The sequence below is a fragment of the Pseudonocardia sp. Ae331_Ps2 genome, assembly GCF_001932405.1.
Classification (GTDB): Bacteria; Actinomycetota; Actinomycetes; order Mycobacteriales; family Pseudonocardiaceae; genus Pseudonocardia.
In genome coordinates, this window is sequence record NZ_MCIM01000001.1 from 1,228,480 (window position 1) to 1,254,990 (window position 26,511).

Genomic DNA, 26,511 nt, shown 5'->3' on the forward strand with positions numbered 1-26,511 from the left:
GGTGTCGGCCGCGGGCAGGACGGTCAGCGGAAGTCCCGGGACGCCACCTTCACCGCCAGCGGCATCCGCTGCAGTCGGTCGGCCAGCAGGTTCAGCACGCCCTCCGGGCTGCGTTCGAGCCGGCCCCGGACCAGCAGCGCGGCACTCCCCAGCGCCACCGACCGGTAGCGCGCCCACAGTCCCTCCGAGCAGGTCACGTTCAGCATCCCGGACTCGTCCTCGAGGTTCACGAACGTCACCCCGCCCGCCGTCGCCGGGCGCTGGCGGTGGGTGACCAGTCCCCCGACCAGCACCCGGGCCGGGGTGTCCGGGCCGGCGCGGCGGCCCACCTCGTCGAGCCGGTCGATCCGGACCGCACCGAGCGCGTCGAGGTCCGCGCGCAGGTGCTGCACCGGGTGGCTGTCCGGGGAGACGCCGGTGGCCCAGACGTCGGAGACGGTCAGCTCCGCCTCGGTCATCCCCGGCAGCGCCGGCGCGTCGAATCCGGCGGCGGTGCCCGGCAGGTGCTCGGGCCGCACGCCCGCGACGACGCCCGCCGCCCACAGCGCCTCCCGCCGCTCCACCCCGAAGCAGCCGAACGCGCCGGCCGTCGCCAGCGCCTCGGCCTGCGGGCCGGTCAGCCGGACCCGGCGGGCCAGGTCGGGCAGGTCCGCGAACGGCCCGCCCGCGTCGCGCTCGGCGTCGATGACCCCGGCGAGGTCCGCACCGACGGTGCGGACGCCCGCCAGACCCAGCCGGACCGCCTGGCCACCGGTGCTGTCGTCGTCGGGCTCGAGGACGGCGTCGGCCCGCCCGGCGTTCACGTCCGGCCGGTGCACCCGCACGCCGTGCCTGCGGGCGTCGGCCACCAGCGACTGCGGCGAGTAGAAGCCCATCGGCTGGGCGTTGAGCAGGCCCGCACAGAACGCCGCCGGGTGGTAGAGCTTGAACCACGCCGAGTAGTAGACGAGCGCGGCGAAGCTGATCGAGTGGCTCTCCGGGAACCCGAAGTTCGCGAAGGCCAGCATCTTGGTGAAGATCCGTTCGGCGAGCTCGCCGGTGATCCCGTTCGCGGCCATCCCGTCGTAGAACCGCTCCCGCAGCCGCTCCATCCGCTCGGTGGACCGCTTGGACCCCATCGCCCGGCGCAGCTCGTCGGCCTCGGCCGCGGTGAACCCCGCGACGTCGACGGCGATCTGCATCATCTGCTCCTGGAACAGCGGGATGCCCAGCGTCTTGTGCAACGCAGGCTTGAGCAGCGGATGGTCGTGCTCCCAGGTCTCGAGCTCGTTGCGCCGCCGGATGTAGGGGTGCACCGAGCCACCCTGGATCGGGCCGGGCCGGATCAGCGCGACCTCGACGACCAGGTCGTAGAACTTGCGTGGGCGCAGCCGCGGCAGGGTGGCCATCTGGGCGCGGGACTCCACCTGGAACACCCCGACCGAGTCGGCGCGCGACAGCATCGCGTAGACCTCCGGGTCGGACTCGCCGATCTCGTGCAGCTCGATCCGCTCGCCGGTGACGGTCTCGACCAGGTCCACCATCAGGTGCAGCGCGGTGAGCATGCCCAGCCCGAGCAGGTCGAACTTCACCAGCCCGGCCGCGGCGCAGTCCTCCTTGTCCCACTGCACGACGGTCCGGTCGGCCATCCGCGCCCACTCCACCGGCACGACCTCGGACACCGGCCGGTCGCAGATGACCATGCCGCCGGAGTGGATGCCCAGGTGGCGGGGCGCACCCAACAGCTGCCCCGCGAGGTCCAGCAGCAGCGGCGGCATCTCCTGCGGGAGCTCGCTCGCCTCCAGGGCGTGCCAGCGTTCGACGCGTCTGCTCCAGGCGTCCTGCTGGCCGGGTGAGAACCCGAGCGCGCGGGCGGTGTCCCGGATCGCCGACCGCGGCCGGTAGGTGATGACGTTCGCGACCTGTGCGGCGAACAGCCGGCCGTAGCGGCGGTAGACGTACTGGATCGCCTCCTCGCGGCGACCGGACTCGATGTCGAGGTCGATGTCGGGGTAGCCGTCGCGCTCCGGGGACAGGAACCGCTCGAACAGCAGCCCGTGCCGGACGGCGTCGACGTTGGTGATGCCCAGCGCGTAGCAGACCGCCGAGTTCGTGGCCGAGCCCCGGCCCTGGCAGAAGATGTCCGACCGGCGGCAGAAGTCGACGATGCCGTGGACGATCAGGAAGTAGCCGGGGAAGTTCTTCGCCTCGATGATCTCCAGCTCGCGCTGCACGGTGTACGCCGCGAACGGGTTCTCGTCATAGCTGCCATAACGCTCCATCCGGCCGCGTTCGGTCAGCACCCGCAGCCACGTCGTCTCGGTGTGCCCGGCCGGGACGTCGAACGGCGGCAGGTCCGGCGCCACCAGGTGCAGCTCGAACGCCAGCTCCCGGCCCAGCTCCGCCGCGCGTTCCACCGCGCCGGGGTGGCGCTCGTCGAACCGCAGGGCCATCTCCTGCCCGGACCGCAGGTGCGCGGTGCCCGCCGCGGGCAGCCAGGGGTCGATCTCGTCGAGGCTGCGCCGGGCCCGGACCGCGGCGACGGTCGCGGCCAGCGGGGCCCGGTCGGGGGTGGCGTAGTGCGCACCGGTCGTCGCCACCGTCGCGACCCCGGCCCGCTCGGCCAGCGCGGCCAGCACGTCGTTGCGCTCGGTGTCGCCGGGCTCGCCGTACACGGTCAGCTCGACCCGCACGTTCTCCGCACCGAAGCACGCGACCAGCCGGTCCAGCTCCGCCGCGGCGGCCGCCGGGCCCGAGCGGTCCAGGGCCCGGCGCACCGCGCCCTTGCGACAGCCGGTGAGTACGACGACCTTCCCCGCGGTGTCGGCGACGACCTCGTCCGGGTCGTAGACCGGCCGGCCCTTCTCCCCGCCCCGCATCTGCGCGGTGGAGATGGTGCGGCACAGCGCGCGGTACCCGTCGGGGCCGCGGGCCAGCAGCAGCAGGTGCTCGCCCTCGGGGTCGGCGACGCCGTTCTGCGGCGCGGTCAGCCCGGTGCTCAGCTCGGCTCCGAACACCGTGCGCACCCCGAGCGCGCGGGCCGCCTCGGCGAACCGCACGACCCCGTACATGCCGTCGTGGTCGGTGAGTGCGACCGCCTCCAGCCCCAGTTCGGCGGCGCGTTCGACCAGCTCCTCCGGAGCGCTCGCGCCGTCGAGGAAGCTGAAGTGCGAATGACAGTGCAGCTCCGCGTACGGCACGACGCCGGGCCCTGCCGGGCGCAGGCCCTCGGGCGGCTCGTAGGGGTCGCGGTGGACGGACCAGGCGGGGGCGTCCCCGCCGTCGGCCTCCGGGCCGCCGCGCAGGCTCGCGCCGTCGCGCACGGGCCGGCCCGACAGCGCGCTCTCCAGCTCCGCCCAGGGGACGTCCGGGTTCTGCCAGCCCATCCGTGCACGGTACTCGAACATGAGTTCGAACGTCGAGTGCCGGGTTCCGCGGACGGGCGTCGCCGTGCGGGCCGGCCGGCTGCTCCCCAGCGCCGGTCGGCCCCGCACGGCGGATCCGGGCTCCGGCGCGGCACACCGGCCGCTCCCCAGCGCCGGCCCGCGGGCCACCCGGACGTACCCATCCGGTGCCGGCAGGTGGTTCGTGGACCGCCCCGCCGACATCTCCGAGTCCACCAGCCGAACCTGTGGAACGACTGAGACCCCGGTGTGGATCGACCGAGGATCACCGCGGCCCGGGTCGCGCCGGGCCGTACCGTCGTGTTCGTGACGCCATGTCGTGATCGTCGGTTCACCGCACGACCACGCCCGATGACGGATGCTGGTCCGACGCCGCGGCACCCGACCGGTGCCGCGCACGCACCGAGCAGCGCCGGACACCCGGCGCGGACGAGGCCCGGCACCGGGCCGGACGACAGGGGTGGCTCCATGGGACGGGCGAGCACGACGGGGGGCCGGTACCGGCCGCGGCTGGGGAACCGGCTGGTCAGGGTCGCAGCGGCCGGGGTGGCCGTCGTCGCGCTCGCGGCCTGCGCGGACGTCCCCGCGGCACCGGGCTCCGCGACGATCGGCGCTGCCGGCGGCGGGGGCCAGGCCGCCGCACAGGGCGATCCCGGCCTCCCGCAGCGGCTCGCGGCCGCGTTCGGCGGCGACGGCGCCTACGCCCACCTGCAGCAGTTCGAGAAGCTCGCCGACGCGAACGCCGGCAACCGCGCCGTGGGCACCCCCGGGTACGACGCGGCCGTCGACCACGTCGTCGGGACGCTGCGCGCGAGCGGGTTCACGGTGTCGACACCGTCGTTCGAGGTGCGGACCTTCTCCGCGGGCGACGCGCGGCTGACCGTGGCCGGCGCCCCCGTGACGACCGAGGTGCTCGGTTTCTCCCCCGCCACCCCGCCCGGCGGGCTGACCGCGCCGCTGTCGCTGCGCCCGCGCACCCCGCAGGACCCGACACCGGGCTGCGAGGCGGCCGACTACACCGGCATGCCGGCCGGGGCCATCGCCGTCGTCGAGCGTGGGACCTGCGAGTTCGGGCAGAAGTCCCGGCTCGCGGGCGCAGCGGGTGCGGTGGCGGTGATCGTCATCAACACCGAGGACGCGGCCCTGCCCGCCACCCTCGGCGACACCCCGGGGGTCGTCCCGACGGCGTCCGTGACGAAGTCCGCCGGGGCCGCCCTGCGCGACGGCCAGCAGGCCTCGCTCGTGCTCGACACCACGATCCGGCAGCAGACCTCGCGGAACGTGATCGCCGAGACCACCACCGGTGACCCGGCCAGGGTCGTGGTCGCCGGGGCCCACCTCGACAGCGTCCCCGAGGGCGCCGGGATCAACGACAACGGCAGCGGCAGCGCCGCCCTGCTCGAGATCGCGCAGAAGCTCGGCGGTTCCCCGCCGGTCGGTCAGAAGGTGCGCTTCGCGTGGTGGGGCGCCGAGGAGATCGGCCTGGTCGGCGCCACGAAGTACGTCGAGGGCCTGTCCGAGGCCGACCGCGCGCGGATCGCGCTGTACCTCAACTTCGACATGGTCGGCTCGCCGAACCCCGGCTACCTCGTCTACGACGGCGACAACTCCGACGGCCTCGGCGGCGAGGCCGGCCCGCCCGGTTCCGACACTGCGGAGCGCGTCCTGACCGAGGCGCTGGTCGGGGCGGGCGTGAACGGCCCCGAGGGCACCGCGTTCGACGGGCGCTCGGACTACGGCCCGTTCATCGATGCCGGCATCCCGGCCGGTGGCCTGTTCACCGGCGCCGAGGAGCGGAAGACCCCGGAGCAGGCGCAGAAGTGGGGCGGCACGGCGGGGCAGTCCTACGACCCCTGCTACCACACACCCTGCGACCGGCTGACCAACATCGACCGGACCGCGTTGGACCGGAACGTGACGGCGATGGCCTCGGCGATCGGCCGGTTCGCGGTCGACCTCACCGGGGTCCCACAGCGCTGACCCGGCCGCGCCGGGCCCCGCTCCGGCCGCGTGGGCAGCGCTGTCGGCACGACGGTGCCGCCTGCGGTGCCCGCCGTCGGCCGGTGGCTCAGTCGTAGACACCGGTCACCTCCCAGCGGCCGCCGCGGCGCACGAGCAGCAGGGCCGCGCCGTCGGCGAGCACGACCTGCAGCCGGACCGCGGGCCCGGGGCCGTCGGGGTCCCACCAGCGGGTGTGCACCGGCCAGGGCCCGGCCCAGCCGGTGACCTCCCGGTCCGGGTCACCGCCCGCGACCCGGTGCGGGACGCCGTCGAGCAGGTCCGGCGCGGCCAGGTGCACCTCGGTGCCGTCCGCGGCGAGCAACCGGACCGGGACCGGGTCCGGGGGCACCGTCGCCGGCGACGGTGCCGGGAGCCGGCCGGGCCAGGTCGCCGGGGGGTCGGCAGGGGGACGACGGCCCGGGGGCGCGGCGGTGGTGCTCGGTCCCGGCCCGCCCACCGCCCGGACCGGCGACTGGGCCTGCCGACCCGGCCGGGGCGGTGGTGCGCTCCCCGGCTCCGCGACCAGCGGGCGCCGTCACCGCCGGGCCCGCCGCTGACCGTGGCCGGACACTGCTCGACCCGACCGCCGTCCTGGGCAGCACCGTCCCGGGTGCGGCGGCGCCCGGGCGGGCGGCCACCGTCATCCGCCCCGGGACGAGGGCCGCCCCCGCGGGGTCCTCCTGCCCGGCGCCCCCGACGGGTCCCCCTCCACCGTCCGCCGCGGGGACCGCGGGCCCCGGGCGGGCGGGCTCCGCGGTGTCCTCGACGACCCGTTCGTCGCCCCACCGCACCAGCCGCACCCGCTCGCCCGGGTCGCGGCCACCCGTCGGGACCGCGGTGAACACCGCCTCCGGCCCGAGCAGCGCCTGCACCCGGACCAGGGCCCGCCCGGACCGCTCGTCGCCCTCGCCGACGTCGCCCCACAACCCGCGCTGCAGCGCCCCGGCGACCACGGTGTCCTCCGGCGTGAGCCGCAGCGCGACCAGCGTCCCGGAGCCGCAGCGCCCGAGCCACGAGTCGAGCTGCCAGCGCACCCGGTCGACCGTCCCGGACGGGGTCAACGGCTCGGCGCACCGCCAGACCCGCAGCAGCTCCTCCCCGCTCTCGGTGCGTGCGTGCACCCCCAGCCGGGTGCAGGCCAGGCCGTGACCGGCGAGCGCGGTGTGCAGCCGGGTCGCGAGCGCCCGCGCGGCGAAGGCGGCCGCGTCGACCCGGTCCACCGGTGGATCCAGCTCGACCGCCGCGGCCAGCTCCTCCGGCGGGACCCGGCGCGCGGGCGGGCGGGGGTCTCGCCCGCGGGCGAGCCGGTGCGCGGCCACCGCGGCGGCGCCGAAGCGCGAGGCCACGTCGGCCTCCGACAGCGACGCGAACGCCCCCAGCGAGCGCAGCCCCAACCGGCGCAGCAGGTCCACCAGCGCAGCCCGGTCGACGTCGGGGTCCCGGTCCAGCTCGGCGACCTCCAGCGGCGCGAGGAACTCCGCCGACCGCCCCGGCGGCACCCCACGCCCCCGGCGGGCGGCGAGCTCGGCGGCGAACATCCCGTCCGCGACGCCGATCTGGCACTCGGTCCCGGCGTGCAGCGCGACCTGGTCGATCAGCCGCTCCACCGCGGCGCGCTCCCCGCCGAACCAGCCGACCGGACCGCGCGCGGACAGCACCAGCAGCCCCGGCCGCACCACCTCGACGCCGGGGGCGAGCGCCTCCACCGCGGCGACGACCGGCTCGAACAGCCGGGCGTCGCGCCCCGGGTCGGGGGCGAGCACCACGAGCTCCGGGCACCGGGCCTGCGCCTCCCGACGCCGCAGCCCCCGGCGGACGCCGTGCCGGCGGGCCGTCGCCGAGCAGGCCAGGACCCGGTTGGCGTGCAGGACCGCGGCCGGCCGGTCCGCCGGGACGTGCGCGGCGCGGGCGGCCGCGGTGACCGGCCAGTCCGGGGACCAGACCGCCAGCACCCGCGGGTCGGGCTCCGCCCGCCCACCGTCGCCCGGGCCGGCTCCGCCGCGCACGCTCGCGCTGCCGCCCGCGCTCCCGACGGGGCCCGCGTCCGCCCTGCCGACCGCACCCGTCACGCCGCCCGCCTCCGTCGTACCGGACGTGCTCATCCCGCCGCCCGGGCCACGGGGCGCGCAACCGGGGCCTCGCCCACCGCCGGCCCGTGGACCGCGGGGACCGACGGCACCGAGGCGATCGCGGGCACCGACGGCGCCACCGGGACCGAGGGCGTCACCGGGGCCGGGGCGACCGTCCCGCCGGGCCCGGGGAGGAGCACCTCCACCCCCCGGCCGGCCGGGCCGATCCCGCGCCCCTCCGCCCGGACCTCGACCCGCCGGGACCGCAGCCGCCCCGTCCCGCGACCGACGCCCTCCCAGCGCGGACGGGTGCAGTGCAGCCGCAGGTCGGCCCCCGGCCACCCGCCGAGCGCCAGCAGCACCGCGCCCCGCTGCCGGGTCCGCGCGGCGAGCCGCTGCCGGTCACCGGCCCGCAGCCCGGCCCGCTCCGGCCCGGCCACGACCACTAGGTCCAGCCCGTCCAGCAGCGCCGCGGTCACCCCGACCAGGTCCGCACCGGGGTCGGGGACCAGCGCCAGCCGGTCCAGCCGCACGCCCGCCTCCGCCGCGGCCGTCGCGCCGAGTCCGGGGCGGCCGACCACACCCGCCCACGCGCCCTCCGCGGACGCGGCGGCCAGCAGCGCGAACAGCAGCGACCCCGCACCGGATCCCACGCCCACCGCCACGGTGGATCCCCGCCGCAGGCCCCCACCGGGCAGCAGACCGGCCAGCGGCCCCGGCACCGGCAGCAGGTCCGCCTCGCTCACCGGACGCGGCTCGACCGTCCCGACCCTGCGGGCCGGGGCCTCCGGCTCCGGGCAGGGCCCCGCGGGCCCCGACCGGGACCGCTCCAGGCCCGCCCGGGTCTCCGTCCGGTGCAGGACGTGCCGGGCCCGGGCGAGCCGCTCGGCGGCGGAGCCTGCCGAGGACCCCGGCCCCCCGGCCGGGCCCCGCGCCCCGGGCAGCGGCTCCCGCCCGCCCCCGGGGACACGGGACCCGGCTCCGACCACCGGCCCGGACCCCTCCGGACCGGTGTCGGCCCCGACGTCGGCGCCGGCTCCCCCACCGGCACCGCCGATCACCCGGCCGACCGCCGCCGCTCCCCCGACGACGACCGGCCCCTCGCCCGCACCGACGCGCACCGCAGTACCTCCCCGCCACACACCGCGCCACGGCCGAACGGCCGCGACCTCGCCCGGCGCGCCGCGGGGAAGGCGACGCGTGCTCGAACTGATGTTCGAAGCATAGGGCCCGTGCCGCCGCTCCGCATCCCCCGGGTGGGGGTGGCGACGACGACGGGAGGACCGTCGCACGCACCCCTGACATTCTCGGCCGGAAGACCCTCCGAGCTGCTCCGAACGCCGACGGCCCGGGACCGCGCGAGGCGGTCCCGGGCCGTCGGGTGGATCGGTGGGTCAGCAGCGGGTCAGTGGGCGAAGTGCCGTGTCCCGGTCAGGTACATCGGCACGCCCGCCTTGGCGCAGGCCGCGACGACCTCCTCGTCCCGGACCGAGCCGCCGGGCTGCACGACGGCGGCGACACCGGCGTCGAGCAGCACCTCCAGCCCGTCGGGGAAGGGGAAGAACGCGTCGGAGGCGGCGACCGCGCCGCGGGCCCGGTCCCCGGCCCGGGTCACGGCGAGCTTCGCCGCGTCGACCCGGTTGACCTGGCCCATGCCGACGCCGACCGCGGCGCCGTCGTGGGCGAGCAGGATCGCGTTGGACTTCACCGCGCGGCAGGCGCGCCAGGCGAACGCCAGGTCGTCGAGCACCTCGGGGGCCACGGCGTCGCCGGTGACGAGCTTCCAGGCGGCCGGGTCGTCGCCGTCGGCGTCGACGAGGTCGCGCTGCTGCACCAGCAGCCCGCCGGAGATCGGGCGCAGCTCGGTGCCGGTGCGGGCGGCGCCGTCGGGGATGCGGAGCACGCGGACGTTCTTCTTGCGCGCCAGCACCTCCAGCGCGCCGTCGGCGTAGCCGGGGGCCACGACGACCTCGGTGAAGATCTCGGCGACCTGCTCGGCCATCGCGACCGAGACCTCGCCGTTGACCGCGATGACCCCGCCGAACGCCGACACCGGGTCGGTGGCGTGCGCCTTGCGGTGGGCCTGCGCGACGTCGGCGCCGACCGCGATCCCGCACGGGTTGGCGTGCTTGATCACCGCGACCGTCGGGCGGTCCCCGTGGTCGTGCGCGGCGCGCCAGGCGGCGTCGGCGTCGACGTAGTTGTTGTAGGACATCTCCTTGCCGTGCAGCTGCTCGGCACCGGCGAGGCCGGAGCCGGTGCCGTCGGTGTAGAGCGCGGCGGACTGGTGCGGGTTCTCGCCGTAGCGCAGCGGGCGCTCGCGGGTCCAGGTGGCGCCGACCCACTCGGCGGAGGCCTCGTCGTCGCCGGTGGGGAACTGCTCGCCCATCCAGGTCGCGACCGAGACGTCGTAGGCGGCGGTGTGCCGGAAGGCGTCGGCGGCGAGCCTGCGGCGGTCCTCCACGACGAAACCGCCCGCGCCGACCTGCTCGAGCACCCAGGCGTAGCGCGACGGGTCGACGACGACCGCGACGCTCTCGTGGTTCTTCGCCGAGGCCCGCACCATCGCCGGGCCGCCGATGTCGATCTGCTCGACGGCCTCGTCACGGCTCGCGCCGGACGCGACGGTCTCGCGGAACGGGTAGAGGTTCGACACCAGCAGGTCGAACGGCGCGATGTTCAGCTGCTCGAGCTGGGCGAGGTGCTCGGGCTTGCGGGTGTCGGCGAGCAGCCCGGCGTGCACCCGCGGGTGCAGGGTCTTGACCCGGCCGTCGAGGCACTCGGGGAACCCGGTGACCTCCTCGACGGGGGTGACCGGGACGCCGGCGTCGGCGATCCGCTGGGCGGTGGAGCCGGTCGAGACGATCTCCACCCCGGCGGCGTGCAGCCCGGTGGCCAGGTCGAGGAGACCGGCCTTGTCGTAGACGCTGATCAGGGCCCGGCGTACCGGCCTGCGCTCACTCACTGTTCACCTCGTGGGGTTGGGCGGCGGTGGCGAACCGTCGCACGGTCGCGACCAGCAGCCGTCGTTCCTCGGTCTTGATGCGCTCGTGCAGGGAGGTCTCGTCGTCGCCCGGGAGCACGGGGACCTCCGCCTGTGCGAGCACCGGTCCGGTGTCGAGCCCGGCGTCGACCTCGTGCACGGTCGCGCCGGTGACGGGCACCCCGGCGGCCAGCGCGTCCCGGACGGCGTGCGCGCCGGGGAACGCCGGCAGCAGGGCCGGGTGCGTGTTCAGCATCGGGCATCCGAGCGCGTCCAGGAAGGCCGGGGAGACGAGCTTCATGAACCCCGCCCCGACGACGAGGCCCGGCCGGTGCGCGAGGACGGCCGCGGCGAGCGCGGTGTTCCAGGCGTCGCGGCCGGCGTGGTCGGCGACCCGTTCGACGAAGGTGGGGACGCCGGCGGCACGGGCCCGGTCGAGCCCGGCGGCACCCGGGCGGTCGGCCCCGACGGCGACGACGGCGAACCCGGCGTCCGCAGTGTCCGCAGTGTCCGCGGCGTCGAGCAGTGCCTGCAGCAGGGTCCCGCTCCCGGAGACGAGGACGACGACCCGCAGCGCCTCGTGCCGCTCCTGCGCGCCCACCGTGTCCCTTCCTCGCCGGTCCGGGCCGCTCCACGGCCCCTGGCCAGGGTAGACGCGCCCTCCGACGGCGACGGCGCCCGGTGCGGTGGCCCGGGTCACCCGGCCCTGGTCGTGGGCCGCGACGGGTCAGTCGGCCCTGTCGGCCCTGCGGTCCCGGTCGGCCCTGTCCGCCACGTGGTCGCCGCGGTCGCGGTCCCGTTCGGTGGGGCCCTCGTCCGCGGCGCCGCGGCGGGAGGCCGTGCGCCCGGCTCCGTCGGGCTCCTCGTCGGAGACGGCGTGGCGGTGGGGATGGACGTCGCCGTGCTCTCCGTCGTCGTCCCACGCGGCGTCGACCCGGCGGACGGGTGCCCCGGCGGTGCGACGGCGCTCGACCAGCTCCGCCACCGTCGGGGTGCGACGGCGGTCCCGGGCGGCCCGGGCCCGGTCGACCGCGGTCCGCGGCCGGTCGGTGCCGCCCATCGGGACGTGCCGGGCGAGCTCGGTCCCCGCGCAGGTCAGCACGGCCGGGATCCCGACCAGCAGCAACGCGCAGCCGAGGACCGCCCACGGGTGGAACGACACCGGGTCGTAGGGCCCGCCCGCGAGCGCACCGCCCGCGAGCGCCGCCGGGACCGCCGCCCCGACCGCGACGACCACCGCCGCCGTCGCCGGGGCCGCGACCCGCTCCACGACCGGCGCGTCCTCCCCCAGCGCCCGGCGGCAGGCGATCCCGCCGAGCACCCCCGCGACGACGGGCAGCAGCACGACCAGCACCGCGGCCGTCGGGACGGTGGTGACGGGCAGGACCGCCACGGGCGGGAACGGCGGCAGCGGCCCCGGCTCGGCGCCGAACGGGCCCGATCGGGCGATGCCGACCGACACCCCCGCGCCCAGCGCCCAGGACAGCGCCCCGACCAGGGCGTTCGGCAGGTACCCCACGCTCAGCACCAGCACCCCGAAGCCCGCCCAGGCCCCGGGGGCGATGCGCTCGGCGGTGTCGGCGACGTCCGAGGCGCTCGCGAGCAGCGCCACGGTCAGGACGAGGGCGGCGACCAGCAGCAGCCCGGCGGCCGCGACCCGGGCCCCGGCGAGTGCCGCGCCGGGCCACCCGGCCAGCACCCGCTGCCACGCGGCCGGGGCCCCGCACGCGTGGACGACGCCGATCCCGGCGGCCGTCCCGGCCACCAGCCCGGCCCCGATCATCGAGGCCCAGGGCGCGGTCACGGCCATGTCCCGCGGCAGCAGCGCCCCGGCGAGCACGGCGACCGCGGCGGCGGCCCCGGCCTGGGAGGCGACGACGGCACCGGCGTCGTGCCGGACCCGCCCGCCCAGCCGGAGCACCGCCCAGCGCGAGCAGAAGGCGACCAGCGCGACGACCACCAGCGTCGGCAGCAGCGGCAGCACCCCGAACGGACGCCCGTCCACGGCGACCGGGATGAGGTGCGCGGCCAGCCACAACGGGACGGCGGTGGCGAGTGCCCCGTCCGCGGTGACCTCGACGCCGCCGGTGCCGGTCAGCAGCGCCGCCACCGGGACGAGCATCGTGTACCCGGCGAGGACGGCACCCATCGTGGCCACGAGGAGGATCCGCAGCCGGTCCAGCCCGGTGCCGGTCCCGGTGCCGCGCGTCGGGGTCCGGACGGGGCGGCGGTGCCCCCGCTCCCGCTCCGCGACGGCGGTCGCGCGCCCACCGCGGGACCGCTCGGGTGCGGGCCCGGTGGACCGGGCCCGGGAGGCCGGGCGACCGCGGGCGGGACGGGGCGGGGTGGTGCTCACCCGGTCAGCGTCGCAGCGAACCCCGTCCGGGAGGGGCAGGCACGCCGTGACGTGCCGGGGCCCACGGTCCCGGCAGGTCAGGCGGAGCCGTCACCGCCGGGCCGGAAGGTGCGGGTGGCCTCGGCATCGCCGGTGGCCGGAGGCCCGGGATCCTCGGCCTGCTCACCGGCGGCCGGGGTGGAGCCGGGAATCGCGGAGGGGCGGGTGACGCCCGTGTCCTCGCCCGCCTGGTCCGCGCCCGCCGTGTGGGGGGTGGTCGCGGGCGGGGCCTGCTCGGATCCCGGTGTGCCGGTCACCGCGGCGGCGCGATCGCCGTAGGACACCCCGGAGAAGGCGCCACCCCCGCCGGACGGCGTGTGCGGTGCCGCGTCGGCCTGCGGGCCGCGTCCGCCGCCGACCGCGTGCCGGCCCGCGTCGTCGCCGGTCCGGTCCTGCACCCCGGGCGCCTCGGGCGCGCCGTGGGCCCCGGGCTGGCCCGGGTACTGCCCGACGGCGGGCTGCGACGCCGCGGGCACCGCGCCGGAGGCGCCGTAGGGGGCGGCGCCGTACTGACCCGGTCCGTACTGACCGGCGCCGTACTGACCGGCGCCGTACTGGCCGGCCCCCGGCTGCGCGGCGCCGTGCTGGCCCGCGCCGTGCTGGCCCCCACCGTGCTGTCCTGTGCCGGGCTGCACCCCACCGGGCTGCCCCGGGGCGTACGGAGCGGCGCCGGACGGGGCCCCGTAGGGACTCGCGCCGTACTGGCCCGCGGCGTAGGGGTCCGCCGCGTAGGGCGCAGCACCGGAGGCCGCGCCGTACGGCGCCGCGGCTCCCGGCTGGCCCACGCCGTAGGGCTGCTGCGGCATCCAGGGCGCCTGCTGGCCCGGCGGGACCTGGCCGGGGCCCCAGCCGGGCTGCCCGACGTGAGACGGGCGCTGTGCCCGCGGGGCGGGAGCGGCGACCACGCCGGACAGGAGGAGCTGGGCGTAGAGCAGTGCGGCGCCCGCGAGCAGGGCGACCACGAACACGACCCAGCCCAGCGTGCCGCCGATCGCCGCGGTGCCGGCACCGGCCAGGACCAGCAGCATCGTCAGCGCACCCGTCGTCGACAGGACCACACCCGCGACCAGGGTGCGGCCGGTGCCGGGCAGCAGGGTGAGCGCACCCGCGACACCACCGGCGACGACCATCGCGACCGGGAACAGCCCGGTGGTGACGTCGAAGAAGGTCAGGACCAGCGCCAGCAGGGCCAGCACGGCCCCCGCCAGCACGGCGATCCGCACCGTCGGAGCAGGCGGGGCCTGCTCGGGAGCCGGGGCGGCCCCTGGCTCGTTGCTCGACATGACGACCACTCCCGTGTGACGGACGGACTCGCTGCACCGCACGCTAGCCGATGCCCCCGACACGACCGGGTGAGGCGCACGGGGTGCACACAGCACGACGCGCGGGCGCCGGGAGGAGTTCCCGGGGCCCGCGCGTCGGACGTGCGGAGAGCGCTCCGATCAGGCGGAGAGGATCTCCTTCATCAGGGCGGCGGTCTCGGACGGCGTCTTGCCGACCTTCACGCCGGCGGCCTCGAGGGCCTCCTTCTTCGCCTGCGCGGTGCCGGCCGAGCCGGACACGATCGCGCCGGCGTGGCCCATCGTCTTGCCCTCGGGAGCGGTGAAGCCCGCGACGTAGCCGACGACCGGCTTGGTGACGTTGGCCTTGATGAAGTCCGCGGCGCGCTCCTCGGCGTCGCCACCGATCTCACCGATCATCACGATGGCCTCGGTCTCGGGGTCCGCCTCGAACGCCTCGAGGGCGTCGATGTGGGTGGTGCCGATGACCGGGTCGCCGCCGATGCCGATGGCGGTGGAGAAGCCGAACTCACGCAGCTCGTACATCATCTGGTAGGTCAGCGTGCCGGACTTCGACACCAGGCCGATCTTGCCGGGGCCGGCGATGTTCGCCGGGATGATGCCCGCGTTGGACTTGCCGGGCGAGATGATGCCGGGGCAGTTCGGGCCGATGATCCGGGTCTTGTTGCCCGTGGCGACCGCGTGCGCCCAGAAATACGCCGAGTCGTGCACCGGGATGCCCTCGGTGATGACGACCGCGAGCGGGATCTCGGCGTCGATGGCCTCGATGACCGCGTCCTTGGCGAACTTCGGCGGGACGAAGATGACCGACACGTCGGCGCCGGTCTCCTTGATCGCCTCCTCGACCGTGCCGTACACGGTGACGTCCTTGCCGCCGACCGTGTGCGTGGTGCCGGCCTTGCGGGCGTTCACACCGCCGACGATGTTCGTCCCGGCCGCCAGCATCTTGGTGGCGTGCTTGGTGCCCTCGCCACCGGTGATGCCCTGGACGATGACCTTGCTGTTCTCGTTGAGGAAGATCGACATGTCTCAGGCTCCAGCGTTCGCGAGCTCGGCGGCCTTGGCGGCCGCGTCGTCCATCGTGCCCACCACGGTGACGAGCGGGTGGTTCGCGTCGGCGAGGATCTGACGACCCTCCTCGACGTTGTTGCCGTCCAGGCGGACGACCAGCGGCTTGGTGGCCTCGTCGCCCAGGATCTTGAGGGCCTCGACGATGCCGTTGGCCACCGCGTCGCACGCGGTGATGCCGCCGAAGACGTTGACGAAGACGCTCTTGACCTCGTCGTCGCCCAGGATGACGTCCAGGCCGTCGGCCATGACCTGCGCCGAGGCGCCGCCGCCGATGTCGAGGAAGTTGGCGGGCTTGACCCCGCCGTGCGCCTCGCCGGCGTAGGCGACGACGTCGAGGGTGCTCATGACGAGCCCCGCGCCGTTGCCGATGATGCCGACCTGGCCGCCGTCGAGCTTGACGTAGTTGAGGCCCTTGGCCTTGGCCTTCGCCTCGAGCGGGTTCTCGGTGCGCTCGTCGACCAGCTCGGCGTGCGCCGGGTGCCGGAAGTCCGCGTTGGCGTCGAGGGTGACCTTGCCGTCGAGGGCGATCACCTTGTCCTGCGGGTCGCGGACCAGCGGGTTGACCTCGACCAGCGTCGCGTCCTCGGAGACGAAGGTCTCCCAGAGCTTCACGATGACGTTCGCGGCCTCGTCGGCGACGGCGGCCGGGATCTTGCCCGCGGCGACGATCTCGTCGGCCTTGGCCTTGTCGACGCCGGCGATCGGGTCGATCGCGATCCGGGCCAGCGCGTCCGGCCGCTCGACGGCCAGCTGCTCGATCTCCATGCCGCCCTCGGCCGAGCACATGGCCAGGAAGGTGCGGTTGGACCGGTCCAGCAGGAAGGAGAAGTAGTACTCCTCGGCGATGTCGCTGGCCTCGGTGACCAGGACCTGGTGCACGGTGTGGCCCTTGATGTCGAGGCCCAGGATGGCCTCGGCCTTCTCCTTGGCCTCGTCGGCGTCCTGCGCCAGCTTCACGCCGCCGGCCTTGCCCCGACCACCGGTCTTGACCTGCGCCTTGACCACGACGGCGGTGCCCAGCTCGGCCGCCGCGGCCGCCGCGTCGGCGGCGTTGTCCACGGTCCGGCCCGGCAGCACCGGGACTCCGTGCGCGGCGAAGAGGTCCTTCGCCTGGTACTCGTAGAGGTCCACTCGGCTCTCCCGCTCCACTTCGCTCTCGCCGCGACCGGCGCGTCCCCGGCTCGTTCCCCGGGCGCGCCCCGCACAGGTGGCGGGCGGCAGCGGTCGCGGACGTCGGTGATGCTGCGTCGGGGAGCCTAGCCACGCCGCGCGCACCGGTCCTGACCTGGGCCGGTGACCGCAGTCACCCTGTCGGCGCAGTGCTCGATTCAGATGGACCGTCCGAGTGATCGGGACCACGGATCGCTCCGCGAGACAGCGGAATCCTGTGACCTGCCTTACCTTTCGACTATGGCGACGTCGCTACCCGGAGGCGCTCGCCTGCACGCGATCGCCGACGGGGCGCTGTCGACAGTGACGGCCGCGACGTCCGATCTCGCGCAGGCGGCGGGCTACGCCGCGCGAACATTCACCTCGCGTGCGGGCCTGCGCGGGCTGGCGCTGGAGGGCGCCTGGCTGGCCGCGCACCTCGCGCTGTACCCGATCGGACTGGCCGAGGAGACCGTCCGCCCGCAGGGCCACTGGCGCACCGACAGCCTGCCGCCGGTCAAGCGGAGCCTGGTCGTCGCCGACCCCGCCGCGGCCGGGACGCCGATCCTGCTGGTGCACGGGATCATGGACAACCGCTCGGTGTTCACCGTGTTCGCCCACGAGCTGCGCCGGCGCGGCTTCGGCGTCGTGCACGCCATCAACTACAGCCTGCTCACCGACGACGTCCGCACCGCGGCGCACGAGCTGCGCGGCCACGTCGAACGACTGCGCGAGGCCACCGGGTCAGACCGGGTGCACATCGTCGGGCACTCCCTCGGCGGCGTGATCGCCCGCTACTACGTGCAGCGGATGGGGGGCGACGCCGTCGTCGACACCCTGGCGACGCTCGGCAGCCCGCACGCGGGCAGCAACCTGGCCCGGCTCGCGCCGCTTCCGCTGTGCCGCCAGCTCCGCCCCGGCTCGCCGATCCTGCGTGAGCTGGACGAACCGGCCCCCGGCTGCCGGACCCGGTTCCTGGTGGTCTGGTCACGGATGGACGAGATCATCATCCCGCAGCGGAACTCCCGGCTGCGCCACCCCGACCTCGACGTCACCGAGCTGGAGCTCGACGACGTCGGCCACCTCGCCCTGCCGGTGGACCGGCGCACCGTGCACTTCGTGGCGAGCACGCTGGCCCGCGGCGAGGCGGAGCGCCGCGAGCACGACCGGGTGCGCGACCGGAGGCTGCGCGGGTCGCTGCGACTGGTCGGACGGCACGCGGCGCAAGGCGCCTGAGGGACCGGTCCGCGCGGGGGAACGGGGCTCCTCCGTTCGCCGTCGCGTCGATGACCGCCCGACCGGTCGCCGATGATCCACGACCGTCCGCAACGGCGCGATGGCCCGCCGTTGCCGCTCGGCGAGGCCCGGGTTACCGTCGCGTTGTCCACGTCACGGACCGGTCACGGTGATCGGTGTCGCCCCGAACGACACCATCCCCCGACGGAGCCCCCACTCCGACGATCACCGCCGAACGGCCCGCGGCGCCCTTGACCACCAGAAGGGCAGTCTTGTCGCGCCACCGCTCCCCCAGCGGCGCCACGCGACCGGAGGCCCGGCCCGGCACGCTCCCCCCTGTGCCGCCGGCCGGTCACCGGCTCCCGGCGCTCCCGGCTCCCCCGCCGGTGGTCTCGCGCACCCGGGTGACCGTCGCCGCGGCGGCCGGCGGTGCGCTGGTCGCGGCCGGTCAGACGGTCGCCGGGGCCCTCGGGGTGCCCGGCTGGGGCGGTGAGGCCTCGGTCGAGGAGTCCTACGCCCGGCTCGCCGCGTCGGCGATGCTGCCGGTGTCCGGCGACACCCGCCCGGCCGACACGACCGCCCCGCTGGACACCTCCGCGATCGGCGGGGAGCAGCTCAGCGCGCAGGCCGCGTCGCTGCCCGACCTGGACGCCACCTCGAAGGTCGACGTCGCCAACCTGACGAAGGCCGCCCGGATGGGCCGCGAGGCCGCCAAGCTGGAGCGGGCCGTGACGACCGCGATGTCGCACGGCGCCCCGAAAGCCGTATTGTACGACGGCGAGGCGTTCGTCCTGCCGACGGCGGGCCGGTTCACCTCCGGCTTCGGCGCCCGCTGGGGCGTGCAGCACAAGGGCATCGACCTCGCCGCCCCGATCGGCACCCCGATCTTCGCCCTCACCGACGGCGTCGTGGAGAAGTCCGGTCCCGCCAGCGGCTTCGGGATGTGGGTGGTGCTCAAGCACCCCGACGGCACCAGCACCGTCTACGGCCACATCAACCGGTCGTTCGTGCAGGAGGGCCAGCAGGTCAAGGCCGGCGACGAGATCGCCGAGGTCGGCAACCGCGGCCAGTCCACCGGCCCGCACCTGCACCTCGAGGTGTGGGAGCCGGACGGCACCAAGATCGACCCGCTGCCGTGGCTGGCCGCGCGCGGTCTCGACGTCACCGCCGCGACGGGCTCGCGCGACGCCTGATCGCCGGGCACCGCTCCCCCGACCCGCCCGGACGGGTCAGAATGGCCGGGTGGGGGACGAGGCGGGGTACCGGGTGGGGGACGACGAGCGGCGGGCAGTGGACGCCCGGCTGCAGCGCGCGCACAGCGAGGGACGGCTGTCCCTGCCCGAGTACGAGGAGCGCTCGGCCACGGCCTGGGCGGCCCGCACCCGCGCCGACCTGGAGCCGTTGACCCGCGACCTCCCGGCCGACACCGCCGGGACGCCCACCGCCGCCGTCGAACGGGCGCCGACCGGGGCCCTCCGGGCACCGGCCGGGGAGTTCGCCGCGGCCGCCGGGCGACGCGCCGGCGGGATCCTCGCCGCGGTCGCGGTGGCCGTCGCCGCGGTCTGGGGACTGGCGCAGGTCGTGCCGATCACCGAGGGACTGACCGTGTTCGGGTCCCGCACCGTCGGGGCCGAGGCCGGCGACCGGGTGGGCGGGGTGACGGTGTTCGGCTCGACGACGGTCCTCGTGCCCGAGGGGACGCGGGCGGACGTCTCCGGGTTCACCGTGTTCGGCTCGACCGAGTGCCCGACGGCGTGCGCCGCGCCCGGCGACCGGACGGTGGACGTGCACGTCGTCGGGGCGTTCGGGTCGGTGAAGGTCCTGACCCCGGCCGAGGCCGCGGTGCAGGACCGCGACGACGACTGAGGTCTACAGCTTCTGCATCGGGACGCCACCGATCAGCATCAGCCGGACCGTCCCGCCCGAGCCGAAGTCGATCGTCACCGTCGCGCGCGGGCCGATGCCGTCGGCCGCGACGACCGTGCCCAGGCCGTACTTGTCGTGGTTGACCCGGTCCCCGACGTCGAGGTTCAGCGTCTGGTTGTTCAGCGACCGCTCCGGGACCTTCCAGCTCCCGCGGTCGGTCGCCTGCGGACGCTTCCCGAACCCGAACCGCCCGACCGGCGCCGACGGGCGCTGCGCGGCGAGCTGTTCCTCGCTGCGCCGCCAGTCGAGCAGCGACGGGGGCACCTCGTCGAGGAAGCGCGACGCCGGGTTGGTGCTGGGCTGCCCGAACGCGGACCGCACGATCGCCCGGGACAGGTAGAGCCGCTTCTCCGCGCGGGTGATCCCGACGTAGGCCAGCCGGCGCTCCTCGGCGAGCTCCTTGGGATCGCCGAGGGTGCGCAGGTGCGGGAAGATCCCGTCCTCCCAGCCGGTCAGGAAGACCACCGGGAACTCCAGACCCTTCGCCGTGTGCAGGGTCATCATCGTGACCACGCCGGAGTCGTCGTCGGGGATGGAGTCCGCATCCGCGACGAGTGCGACCCGCTCCAGGAACGCGGCCAGCGAGCCGGGCTCCGGGACACCGTCGGGGGTGTCGTCGTAGGTGTCGGCCTCACCCTCGGGTGCCGCGCCGTCGGGTGCCACGCCCTCGGGTGCCGCGCCGGATCCGATCGCGCCCCCTCCGTCCGCGGCGAGGTCGGTGACCGCGGCGTCGCCCGCGAACTCCCGCGCCACCGTGACGAGCTCGGCGAGGTTGTCCATCCGGGTGCCGTCCTGGGGGTCCTCCGAGGCCTGCAGCTCCTCCAGGTAACCGGTCCGCGCGTAGACGGCCTCGAGCACCTCGGCGGTGTCGTCGCCGCGGTCGACGAGCTCGCGCAGCTCGTCGAGCATGCGCACGAACCCGGCGATGTTCTTCTGCGAGCGGGTCGCCAGCGCGGGGAGCCGCTGCGGCTGTTCGGCGGCGGTGCGCAGCGCGCGGGCGAACGAGGTGCGCTCGCGCTCGGCGTACTCGGCGACGACGGCCTCGGCCCGGTCCCCGATGCCGCGCTTGGGCACGTTGAGGATGCGGCGCAGGCTGACCGTGTCCTCCGGGTTGGACAGCACCCGCAGGTAGGCCAGCGCGTCGCGGATCTCGCGGCGCTCGTAGAACCGCACCCCGCCGACGACCTTGTAGGGCAGCCCGACCCGCAGGAACACGTCCTCGAAGACACGGGACTGGTTGTTGGTCCGGTAGAAGACCGCGATGTCGGAGTTGCGGTACTCGCCGGTGTCGACGAGCCGGTCGATCTCCCGGGCGACGAACGACGCCTCGTCGTGCTCGTTGTCCGCGACGTACCCGACGACGCGCTCACCGTCGCCCGAGTCCGACCACAGCCGCTTGTCCCGGCGCTCCGGGTTGCGGGCGATCACCGCGTTCGCCGCGGACAGGATGGTCTGGGTGGAGCGGTAGTTCTGCTCCAGCAGGATGGTCCGCGCGTCGGGGAAGTCCTGCTCGAACTCGATGATGTTGCGGATGTTCGCGCCGCGGAAGGCGTAGATCGACTGGTCCGAGTCCCCGACGACGCACAGCTCGCCGGGCCGGCCGTTCGCCGTCGCCGGGGCGACGAGCTGGCGGACCAGCTCGTACTGCGCGTGGTTGGTGTCCTGGTACTCGTCGACCATCACGTGCCGGAAGCGGCGCCGGTAGTACTCGGCGACGGCGGGCAGCCTATCCAGCAGCGAGACCGTCTCCATGATCAGGTCGTCGAAGTCGAAGGCGTTCGCCTGGCGCAGCCGCGACTGGTAGACGCCGTAGACCTCGGCGATGCGCCGCTCGTGGTCGGTGGCGGCGCGCTCGGCGGCCTCGTCCGGCGAGACCAGCTCGTTCTTCAGGTTGGAGATCTGGGCGGCCAGTGCCCGCGGGGCGAACTTCTTCGGGTCCAGCTCCAGGTCGCGGCCGACGATGCCGACGAGGCGACGGGTGTCGTCGGCGTCGTAGACGGAGAAGGCGCTGCGCACGCCGAGGTGCTTGGCCTCGCGGCGCAGGATCCGCACGCACATGGAGTGGAAGGTGGACACCCACATCGGCCCGGACCGCCGCCCGACGAGGGCGTCGACGCGCTCCTTCATCTCGGCCGCGGCCTTGTTGGTGAAGGTGATCGCCATGATCTCGCCGGGATGCACCCCGCGCTCGGCGAGCAGCCAGCCGATCCGGTGGGTGAGCACCCGGGTCTTGCCCGACCCCGCGCCGGCGACGATCAGCAGCGGCGAACCCGCATGGGTCACGGCCTCCCGCTGACGGTCGTTGAGGCCTTCCAGCAGGCGGCGGCCCTGGGCCGTCGTCGGCTCGGCAGCGGCGGAAGGGCCCGTCCCGGGGAGTTCGAACAGCGCACTCATCGTGTCGAACACGGTACGCCGGGGGTCCGACAGAGCCCGCTCCGGCGTCGCCGGTCCCCGGGAAGCACGGCGACCCGGTGCGCCGGGTGGTCTACACTCGCCGCGTGGCACACGACGGGCGATTTCGCTACGGGTACCGGACCCCGGTTCCCGCTGCGCCGCCCGTCTGAGCCCAGACGCCACCCGCACGCCCCGGAGTCCGACGGACCCGGGGCGTTCGTACGTCCTCGGTCCCGACGGCCCGTGACCGAGACGAGGAGACCATGACCGTGACCGATCCCGCAGCCCCGCAGCCCCGCTCCGGCACGAGCACCGAGGTGCGCACCGGAGCCGACCCCGAGATCGAGCAGCTGCGCCGGGAGATCGACCGGCTCGACGCCGAGATCCTCGACGCGATCCTGCGCCGCACGGAGGTCTCGAAGCGCATCGGCGCCGCCCGCATGGCCGCGGGCGGACCGCGGATCGTCTACAGCCGGGAGATGGCGGTGCTCGACCGGTTCGCCGACCTCGGACCCGAGGGGCGCGAGCTGGCGATGATGCTCCTGCGGCTGGGCCGTGGACGCCTCGGCGGCCGCTGACCCCTGGTGCGACACCCGGTCGCGTCCGGCGACCGGGTAGAGGTGACGACCGTTCGGCGATTCACGCACAGTGCACAGCGCGACACGCCGGCGAGCGCCCCACCTGGGGTTCAGGTCAGGTCACCCTTGCGCAGGGGTTGCCTTCCGAGGCAACGAGCAGGCCGAGCGGTCGGATACGGCCGATGAACGGGAACCGCCCGAAAGGGTTACCTGCGACGAGCGGAGGGTGATCACTTGGGAATCAAGCGCTCCTTCCGGTACATCTTCCCAGGTCGAAATGACCCGAAGGAGGACGTGCGGCCGTGACCGACACACCTGCCGGAGCCCCGCTCCCCGGCGCCCCCGGCGCCACCGGGCCCCGCGACGTGGTGAGCGTCGCCGAGCTACTGGCGCGCCACTCGCGCGCGTCCCACGCCTCTTCCGACGGAGCGGGCCCGCTCACCGGGCCCGTCCTGTCCGTCGGCGACCTGCTGCGCCGCGAAGGGCGTCCCCCGGTGGCCGAGGGTGCCTCCGCCGACGCCGCCTCGGCCGGTGACATCGCCGCCGCGGGCGCCCCGGGCGGCTGGCCGGACATCGGACTCCCGCAGCCCCGCTCCGCGGCCGTCGCCGACGGCTGGACCGGCCGTCAGGTGTCCGGGCGCCGGCGCGCCGGTGTGGTCGCCGGCGCGCTGCTCGCCGCGGGCTCCGTGCTCGGCGCCGCCCTCTACAACGGCGTCGGCACCGAGAACTCCGACGCGCGCGCCGCCGCCGACGGCCTGTTCCCCGGCTTCGGCCTGCCCACCGCGGGCACCCCGGACACGCTGCCCGCCCAGTACCTCCCGGCGAACGTGGCGCTGAGCTCGCCGCTGCCGGACGCACCCGCCCCCGGTGCCACCGACTGGATGGCAGTCGCCTTCGGCCCGCAGCAGCCGGTCCAGGCGGCCGCGGCCAGCCGTACCCCGGGCACCGCAGCCGGTCCCGCCGCCGCGGTCCCCGCGCCCCGCACGCCCTCGACCGGCAACCCGGGCACCGGATCTCCGTCGTCGCCGACGGTCCCGGGGCCGCGCGGTGCCGGCGGCACGGGCTCGCCGCTCGCGCCGATCGTCGCGCCGATCAACAACCCCGACCGGGCCCCCGCCGGCAACCTGCTCGAGCCCGTGACGGGCACCCCGCCGTCGCGCGGCGGGACCAGCACCGGCCCGCTCCAGGACGTCACCGAGAACGTCCGCCCGGTCGGCAACGCCGTCGGCGGCGTCGTCGCCCCGGTCGCGCAGGCCGCGGCACCGGTCGGCAGGGCCGTCGGCGGTGCCGTGTCCCCGGTCACCGAGGCCGTCCGCCCGGTGACGGACGCGGTCAAGCCGGTCACCCGGCCCCTCACCGACACCCTCGAACCGGTGACGACGCCGGTGCTCGGCGCGCTGTCGCCGGTCACCGAGCCCGTGCTCGACAGCACCAAGCCGCTCACCGGGCCGATACTGAAGGCCGCCGAGCCGGTCACCGGGCTCCTCGACACCTCGGCCAAGAAGCCCGACACCGGTTCCTCGTCCGAGGAGGCCACCCAGCCGCTGCAGGCCGTCACGAAGCCCGTGGGGCAGGCGGTCAGCACGGTGACCGAGCCGGTCGGGAGCGCCCTGTCCGGCGTGACCGAGCCGGTCGGCGGGGTGCTCGGCGGTGTCACGAAGGGCGCCGGCGGGCTGCTGGGCGGCTGACGCCCTCCCACGACGACGGCCCCGGCCCCCGCACACGCGGAGGCCGGGGCCGTACGCCGTTCCGGTGCCGACGCTCCTTCCGGCACGCTCCGGTCGCTGCGCGACCTACACGAGCCTCCTGTCGGAAGCCCAGCGGGACAGCTCGTGCCGGTTCGACGTCTGGGTCTTGCGCAGCACGCTCGACACGTGGGTCTCCACCGTCTTCACCGAGATGAACAGCTCCTTCGCGATCTCCTTGTAGGCGTAGCCGCGGGCCAGCAGCCGCAGCACGTCCCGCTCCCGCTTGGTCAGCTGGTCGACCTCCGGGTCCACCGGCGGTGCCGCGCCCGGACGGTCGGAGAACGCGTCCAGCACGAACCCGGCCAGACGTGGCGAGAACACCGCGTCGCCGGCCCGCACGCGCCGCACGGCATCGGCGAGGTCCCGGCCCGAGATCGTCTTGGTGACGTAGCCACGGGCACCGGACCGGATCACCGAGATCACGTCCTCGGCGGCGTCGGACACCGACAGCGCCAGGAACACCGACTCGGTGCCCGCCGCGCGCGCCCGACGCAGGATCTCCGCGCCCCCGCCGCCGGGCATGTGCACGTCGAGCAGCACCACGTCCGGCGCGAGGTGCCCAACGCCGGCCACCGCCTCGTCGACGGAGCCCGCCTCGCCGACCACCTCCAGCACCGGACTGCGCCCGTCGCCGCGGTCCAGCTCGGCGCGCACGCCGGAGCGGAACAACGCGTGGTCGTCGACCAGGTAGACCCGGATACCGGTGTCGTCCGGACCGGCCGGGGTGTCCTGTACGTCGTCGGCGGTGGTCATGCCGTCTCCTTCTCCCTCAGCGGCATCGACAGCCGCACCTCCGTGCCCTCGCCGGCCCCGGTGCGGATCCGGACCGTACCGCCGTGGCGGCGCATCCGGGCGTGCACCGAGTCCGCGAGGCCGTGCCGGTCATCGGAGACCTCATCCGGATCGAAACCGGTGCCGCGGTCGCGCACGAACACCTCCGCGGCGCCCGGGCCCTCGGCCGAGGCGGGCTCGACCTCCACGTAGACGTCGACCTCGGACGTGCCCGAGTGCTTCGCCGCGTTCACCATCGCCTCACGCGCCGCCAGCACCAGGGCACGCAGGTCGTCGTCGAGCTCGGCGTCGCCGACCAGCACCGGGCCGACGGTCACCGCGTAGGTGTCCTCGACCTCCCCCGCGACGCGCGTGATCGCCACCGACAGCAGCGTCTCCGCCGCGTCCGGGCTGCCGCTGCCGCCGCGGGCGCGCCCACCGGGCCCGTAGAGCCAGGCGCGCAGCTCCCGTTCCTGGCCACGGGCCAGCCGCTGCACCTCGCGCGGGTCGCCGGACTGCCGCTGGATCAGCGCCAGGGTCTGCAGCACCGAGTCGTGCAGGTGCGCGGCGATCTCGGCGCGCTCGGCGGCGACCGCGCGAGCCCGCCGCTCCTCACCGAGGTCGCGCACCAGCCGCACCCACCAGGGGACGGTGAGGACCGCGACGCCCAGCAGCGTCGCCAGCGCCGCGAGGATCCCGAACCGCACCTGGCCCAGGTCCAGGTTCCCGAGCAGGAACACCGCCAGCCCGGTCAGGACCAGCGCGGCGCCGAGCAGGGTGCGGGCCAGCACCGCACGGCCGGCCCCGACACGGCTGCGGGCGTCGCGCGCCCACTGCCGTCGCTGCGCCTCGTCGGCCTCCCGCCACACGACGGCCGCGCCGACCGTCGCCAGTCCCAACGGGCCGGCGATCCAGCCGAGCACCGCCGAGCCCGAGGTCACCGCGACCAGCGACAACCCCAGCCCCAGCGTCAGCAACCCGGCGGCCTGCAGCCGTTCGGACCGGGTCAGGGTCCGCTCGACGACGTCGGCCTCCTGCCGCAGGAACACCCACAGCAGGCCGTAGGCCAGCACACCCGCCCAGCCCAGCAGGCTCAGGGCGACGAAGGCCGCCCGGATCCACCGGACGTCGACGCCGAGATGGTCGGCCACCCCGCCCGCGACGCCGCCGACCATCCGCCCGGAGCGGCGCCGGGCCAGCGGGACGCGCGCTCCGGGGCTCGGCGGCACCGGGCCCCCCGGCCGCGGGGCCCAGGGACCGCCGGGCTGCGCGGGCGCCGCGCCATCGGAGAACGGCACCGTCGGCGCATCCGCCGACGACCGTGCATCCCCAGAGGGCTCCACGGAGGGCCGTGCGTCCGCCGACGACGCTGCGGCGCCGGTCGAGGGATCCGAGCTGTTCACGACACCATCGTCACACGCCCCCCGCCGGATCCCCTCCGGATCGGGACCGGGGTCGTCTCGGGGTTGTCCCCGAGACGCCGGGGCCCGCCCGGACGGCAGGCTC

General features: G+C 75.8%; 19 protein-coding genes. 6 read left to right on the top strand and 13 right to left on the bottom strand.

Annotation, left to right across the window (positions count from 1 at the left end; genetic code table 11):
* Positions 1–23: 23 nt before the first annotated feature.
* Complete coding sequence (locus tag Ae331Ps2_RS05750) at positions 24–3,365, bottom strand: error-prone DNA polymerase (RefSeq protein ID WP_075312792.1); 3,342 nt, start codon at positions 3,363–3,365, stop codon at positions 24–26.
* 486 nt (positions 3,366–3,851) lie between these two features.
* Between Ae331Ps2_RS05750 and Ae331Ps2_RS05755 the strand changes: the two genes are divergently transcribed.
* Entirely contained in the window at positions 3,852–5,363 is a 1,512-nt protein-coding gene (locus Ae331Ps2_RS05755; RefSeq protein ID WP_083695274.1) for a M28 family peptidase, read from the top strand.
* Between the two features lie 88 nt (positions 5,364–5,451).
* Here Ae331Ps2_RS05755 and Ae331Ps2_RS05760 read toward each other — a convergent pair whose 3' ends face one another.
* The 9 genes from Ae331Ps2_RS05760 to sucC all read right to left on the bottom strand — a co-directional run bounded on the left by Ae331Ps2_RS05760 (position 5,452) and on the right by sucC (position 16,352).
* Complete coding sequence (locus tag Ae331Ps2_RS05760; RefSeq protein WP_075310234.1) at positions 5,452–5,682, bottom strand: hypothetical protein; 231 nt, start codon at positions 5,680–5,682, stop codon at positions 5,452–5,454.
* Positions 5,624–7,486: a DNA polymerase Y family protein gene (locus Ae331Ps2_RS05765; protein WP_075329699.1), complete on the bottom strand. Its 1,863-nt coding sequence runs from the start codon at positions 7,484–7,486 to the stop codon at positions 5,624–5,626. The genes Ae331Ps2_RS05760 and Ae331Ps2_RS05765 overlap by 59 nt, the downstream gene beginning before the upstream one ends.
* Positions 7,483–8,574: a hypothetical protein gene (locus tag Ae331Ps2_RS33055; RefSeq protein ID WP_075310230.1), complete on the bottom strand. Its 1,092-nt coding sequence runs from the start codon at positions 8,572–8,574 to the stop codon at positions 7,483–7,485. Before Ae331Ps2_RS33055 ends, Ae331Ps2_RS05765 begins: the two co-directional genes overlap by 4 nt.
* A 284-nt stretch (positions 8,575–8,858) precedes the next feature.
* Positions 8,859–10,418, bottom strand: a complete 1,560-nt coding sequence (gene purH / locus Ae331Ps2_RS05775) for a bifunctional phosphoribosylaminoimidazolecarboxamide formyltransferase/IMP cyclohydrolase (protein WP_075310228.1) — start codon at positions 10,416–10,418, stop codon at positions 8,859–8,861.
* On the bottom strand, positions 10,411–11,037 hold the full coding sequence (gene purN, locus Ae331Ps2_RS05780; protein ID WP_075310226.1) for a phosphoribosylglycinamide formyltransferase: 627 nt from the start codon (positions 11,035–11,037) through the stop codon (positions 10,411–10,413). The genes purH and purN overlap by 8 nt, the downstream gene beginning before the upstream one ends.
* A gap of 126 nt (positions 11,038–11,163) precedes the next feature.
* Complete coding sequence (locus Ae331Ps2_RS05785) at positions 11,164–12,792, bottom strand: DUF6350 family protein (protein WP_075310224.1); 1,629 nt, start codon at positions 12,790–12,792, stop codon at positions 11,164–11,166.
* Positions 12,793–12,869: 77 nt separating this feature from the next.
* Positions 12,870–14,114: a DUF5336 domain-containing protein gene (locus Ae331Ps2_RS05790; RefSeq protein WP_139318924.1), complete on the bottom strand. Its 1,245-nt coding sequence runs from the start codon at positions 14,112–14,114 to the stop codon at positions 12,870–12,872.
* A gap of 159 nt (positions 14,115–14,273) precedes the next feature.
* Entirely contained in the window at positions 14,274–15,158 is an 885-nt protein-coding gene (gene sucD, locus Ae331Ps2_RS05795) for a succinate--CoA ligase subunit alpha (protein ID WP_020623374.1), read from the bottom strand.
* 3 nt (positions 15,159–15,161) lie between these two features.
* Positions 15,162–16,352, bottom strand: coding sequence for an ADP-forming succinate--CoA ligase subunit beta (gene sucC / locus Ae331Ps2_RS05800; protein WP_255407945.1), 1,191 nt, complete (start codon positions 16,350–16,352; stop codon positions 15,162–15,164).
* A gap of 261 nt (positions 16,353–16,613) precedes the next feature.
* On the opposite strand from sucC, the gene Ae331Ps2_RS05805 reads away from it, so the two are divergent.
* From Ae331Ps2_RS05805 to Ae331Ps2_RS33955, 3 genes are all read left to right on the top strand, one after another.
* A complete protein-coding gene (locus Ae331Ps2_RS05805; protein ID WP_075310218.1) occupies positions 16,614–17,588 on the top strand; it encodes a triacylglycerol lipase in 975 nt (324 codons plus the stop codon).
* Positions 17,589–17,926: 338 nt separating this feature from the next.
* Positions 17,927–18,781 (top strand): M23 family metallopeptidase, encoded by an 855-nt coding sequence (locus Ae331Ps2_RS05810; RefSeq protein WP_020624864.1) that lies wholly within the window; start codon positions 17,927–17,929, stop codon positions 18,779–18,781.
* A gap of 49 nt (positions 18,782–18,830) precedes the next feature.
* Positions 18,831–19,454 (top strand): DUF1707 domain-containing protein, encoded by a 624-nt coding sequence (locus Ae331Ps2_RS33955; protein ID WP_075310216.1) that lies wholly within the window; start codon positions 18,831–18,833, stop codon positions 19,452–19,454.
* Positions 19,455–19,457: 3 nt separating this feature from the next.
* On the opposite strand, the gene Ae331Ps2_RS05820 is transcribed toward Ae331Ps2_RS33955, so the two are convergent.
* On the bottom strand, positions 19,458–21,908 hold the full coding sequence (locus Ae331Ps2_RS05820) for a UvrD-helicase domain-containing protein (RefSeq protein WP_075329817.1): 2,451 nt from the start codon (positions 21,906–21,908) through the stop codon (positions 19,458–19,460).
* Between the two features lie 263 nt (positions 21,909–22,171).
* Here Ae331Ps2_RS05820 and Ae331Ps2_RS05825 point away from each other — a divergent pair, with 263 nt between their 5' ends.
* The gene (locus tag Ae331Ps2_RS05825) at positions 22,172–22,486 is read left to right on the top strand and encodes a chorismate mutase (protein ID WP_020624867.1); all 315 of its coding nucleotides are present in this window, start codon (positions 22,172–22,174) and stop codon (positions 22,484–22,486) included.
* Positions 22,487–22,788: 302 nt separating this feature from the next.
* A complete protein-coding gene (locus Ae331Ps2_RS05830) occupies positions 22,789–24,174 on the top strand; it encodes a hypothetical protein (RefSeq protein WP_075310214.1) in 1,386 nt (461 codons plus the stop codon).
* A 105-nt stretch (positions 24,175–24,279) separates the two neighbouring features.
* On the opposite strand, the gene Ae331Ps2_RS05835 is transcribed toward Ae331Ps2_RS05830, so the two are convergent.
* Together Ae331Ps2_RS05835 and Ae331Ps2_RS05840 are read right to left on the bottom strand one after the other, a co-directional pair.
* Entirely contained in the window at positions 24,280–24,987 is a 708-nt protein-coding gene (locus Ae331Ps2_RS05835) for a response regulator transcription factor (RefSeq protein ID WP_020623003.1), read from the bottom strand.
* Positions 24,984–26,303 carry a PspC domain-containing protein gene (locus tag Ae331Ps2_RS05840; RefSeq protein WP_075310212.1) on the bottom strand — a complete coding sequence of 440 codons (1,320 nt, stop codon included), beginning with the start codon at positions 26,301–26,303 and terminating at the stop codon, positions 24,984–24,986. Before Ae331Ps2_RS05840 ends, Ae331Ps2_RS05835 begins: the two co-directional genes overlap by 4 nt.
* Between the last annotated feature and the right edge of the window lie 208 nt (positions 26,304–26,511).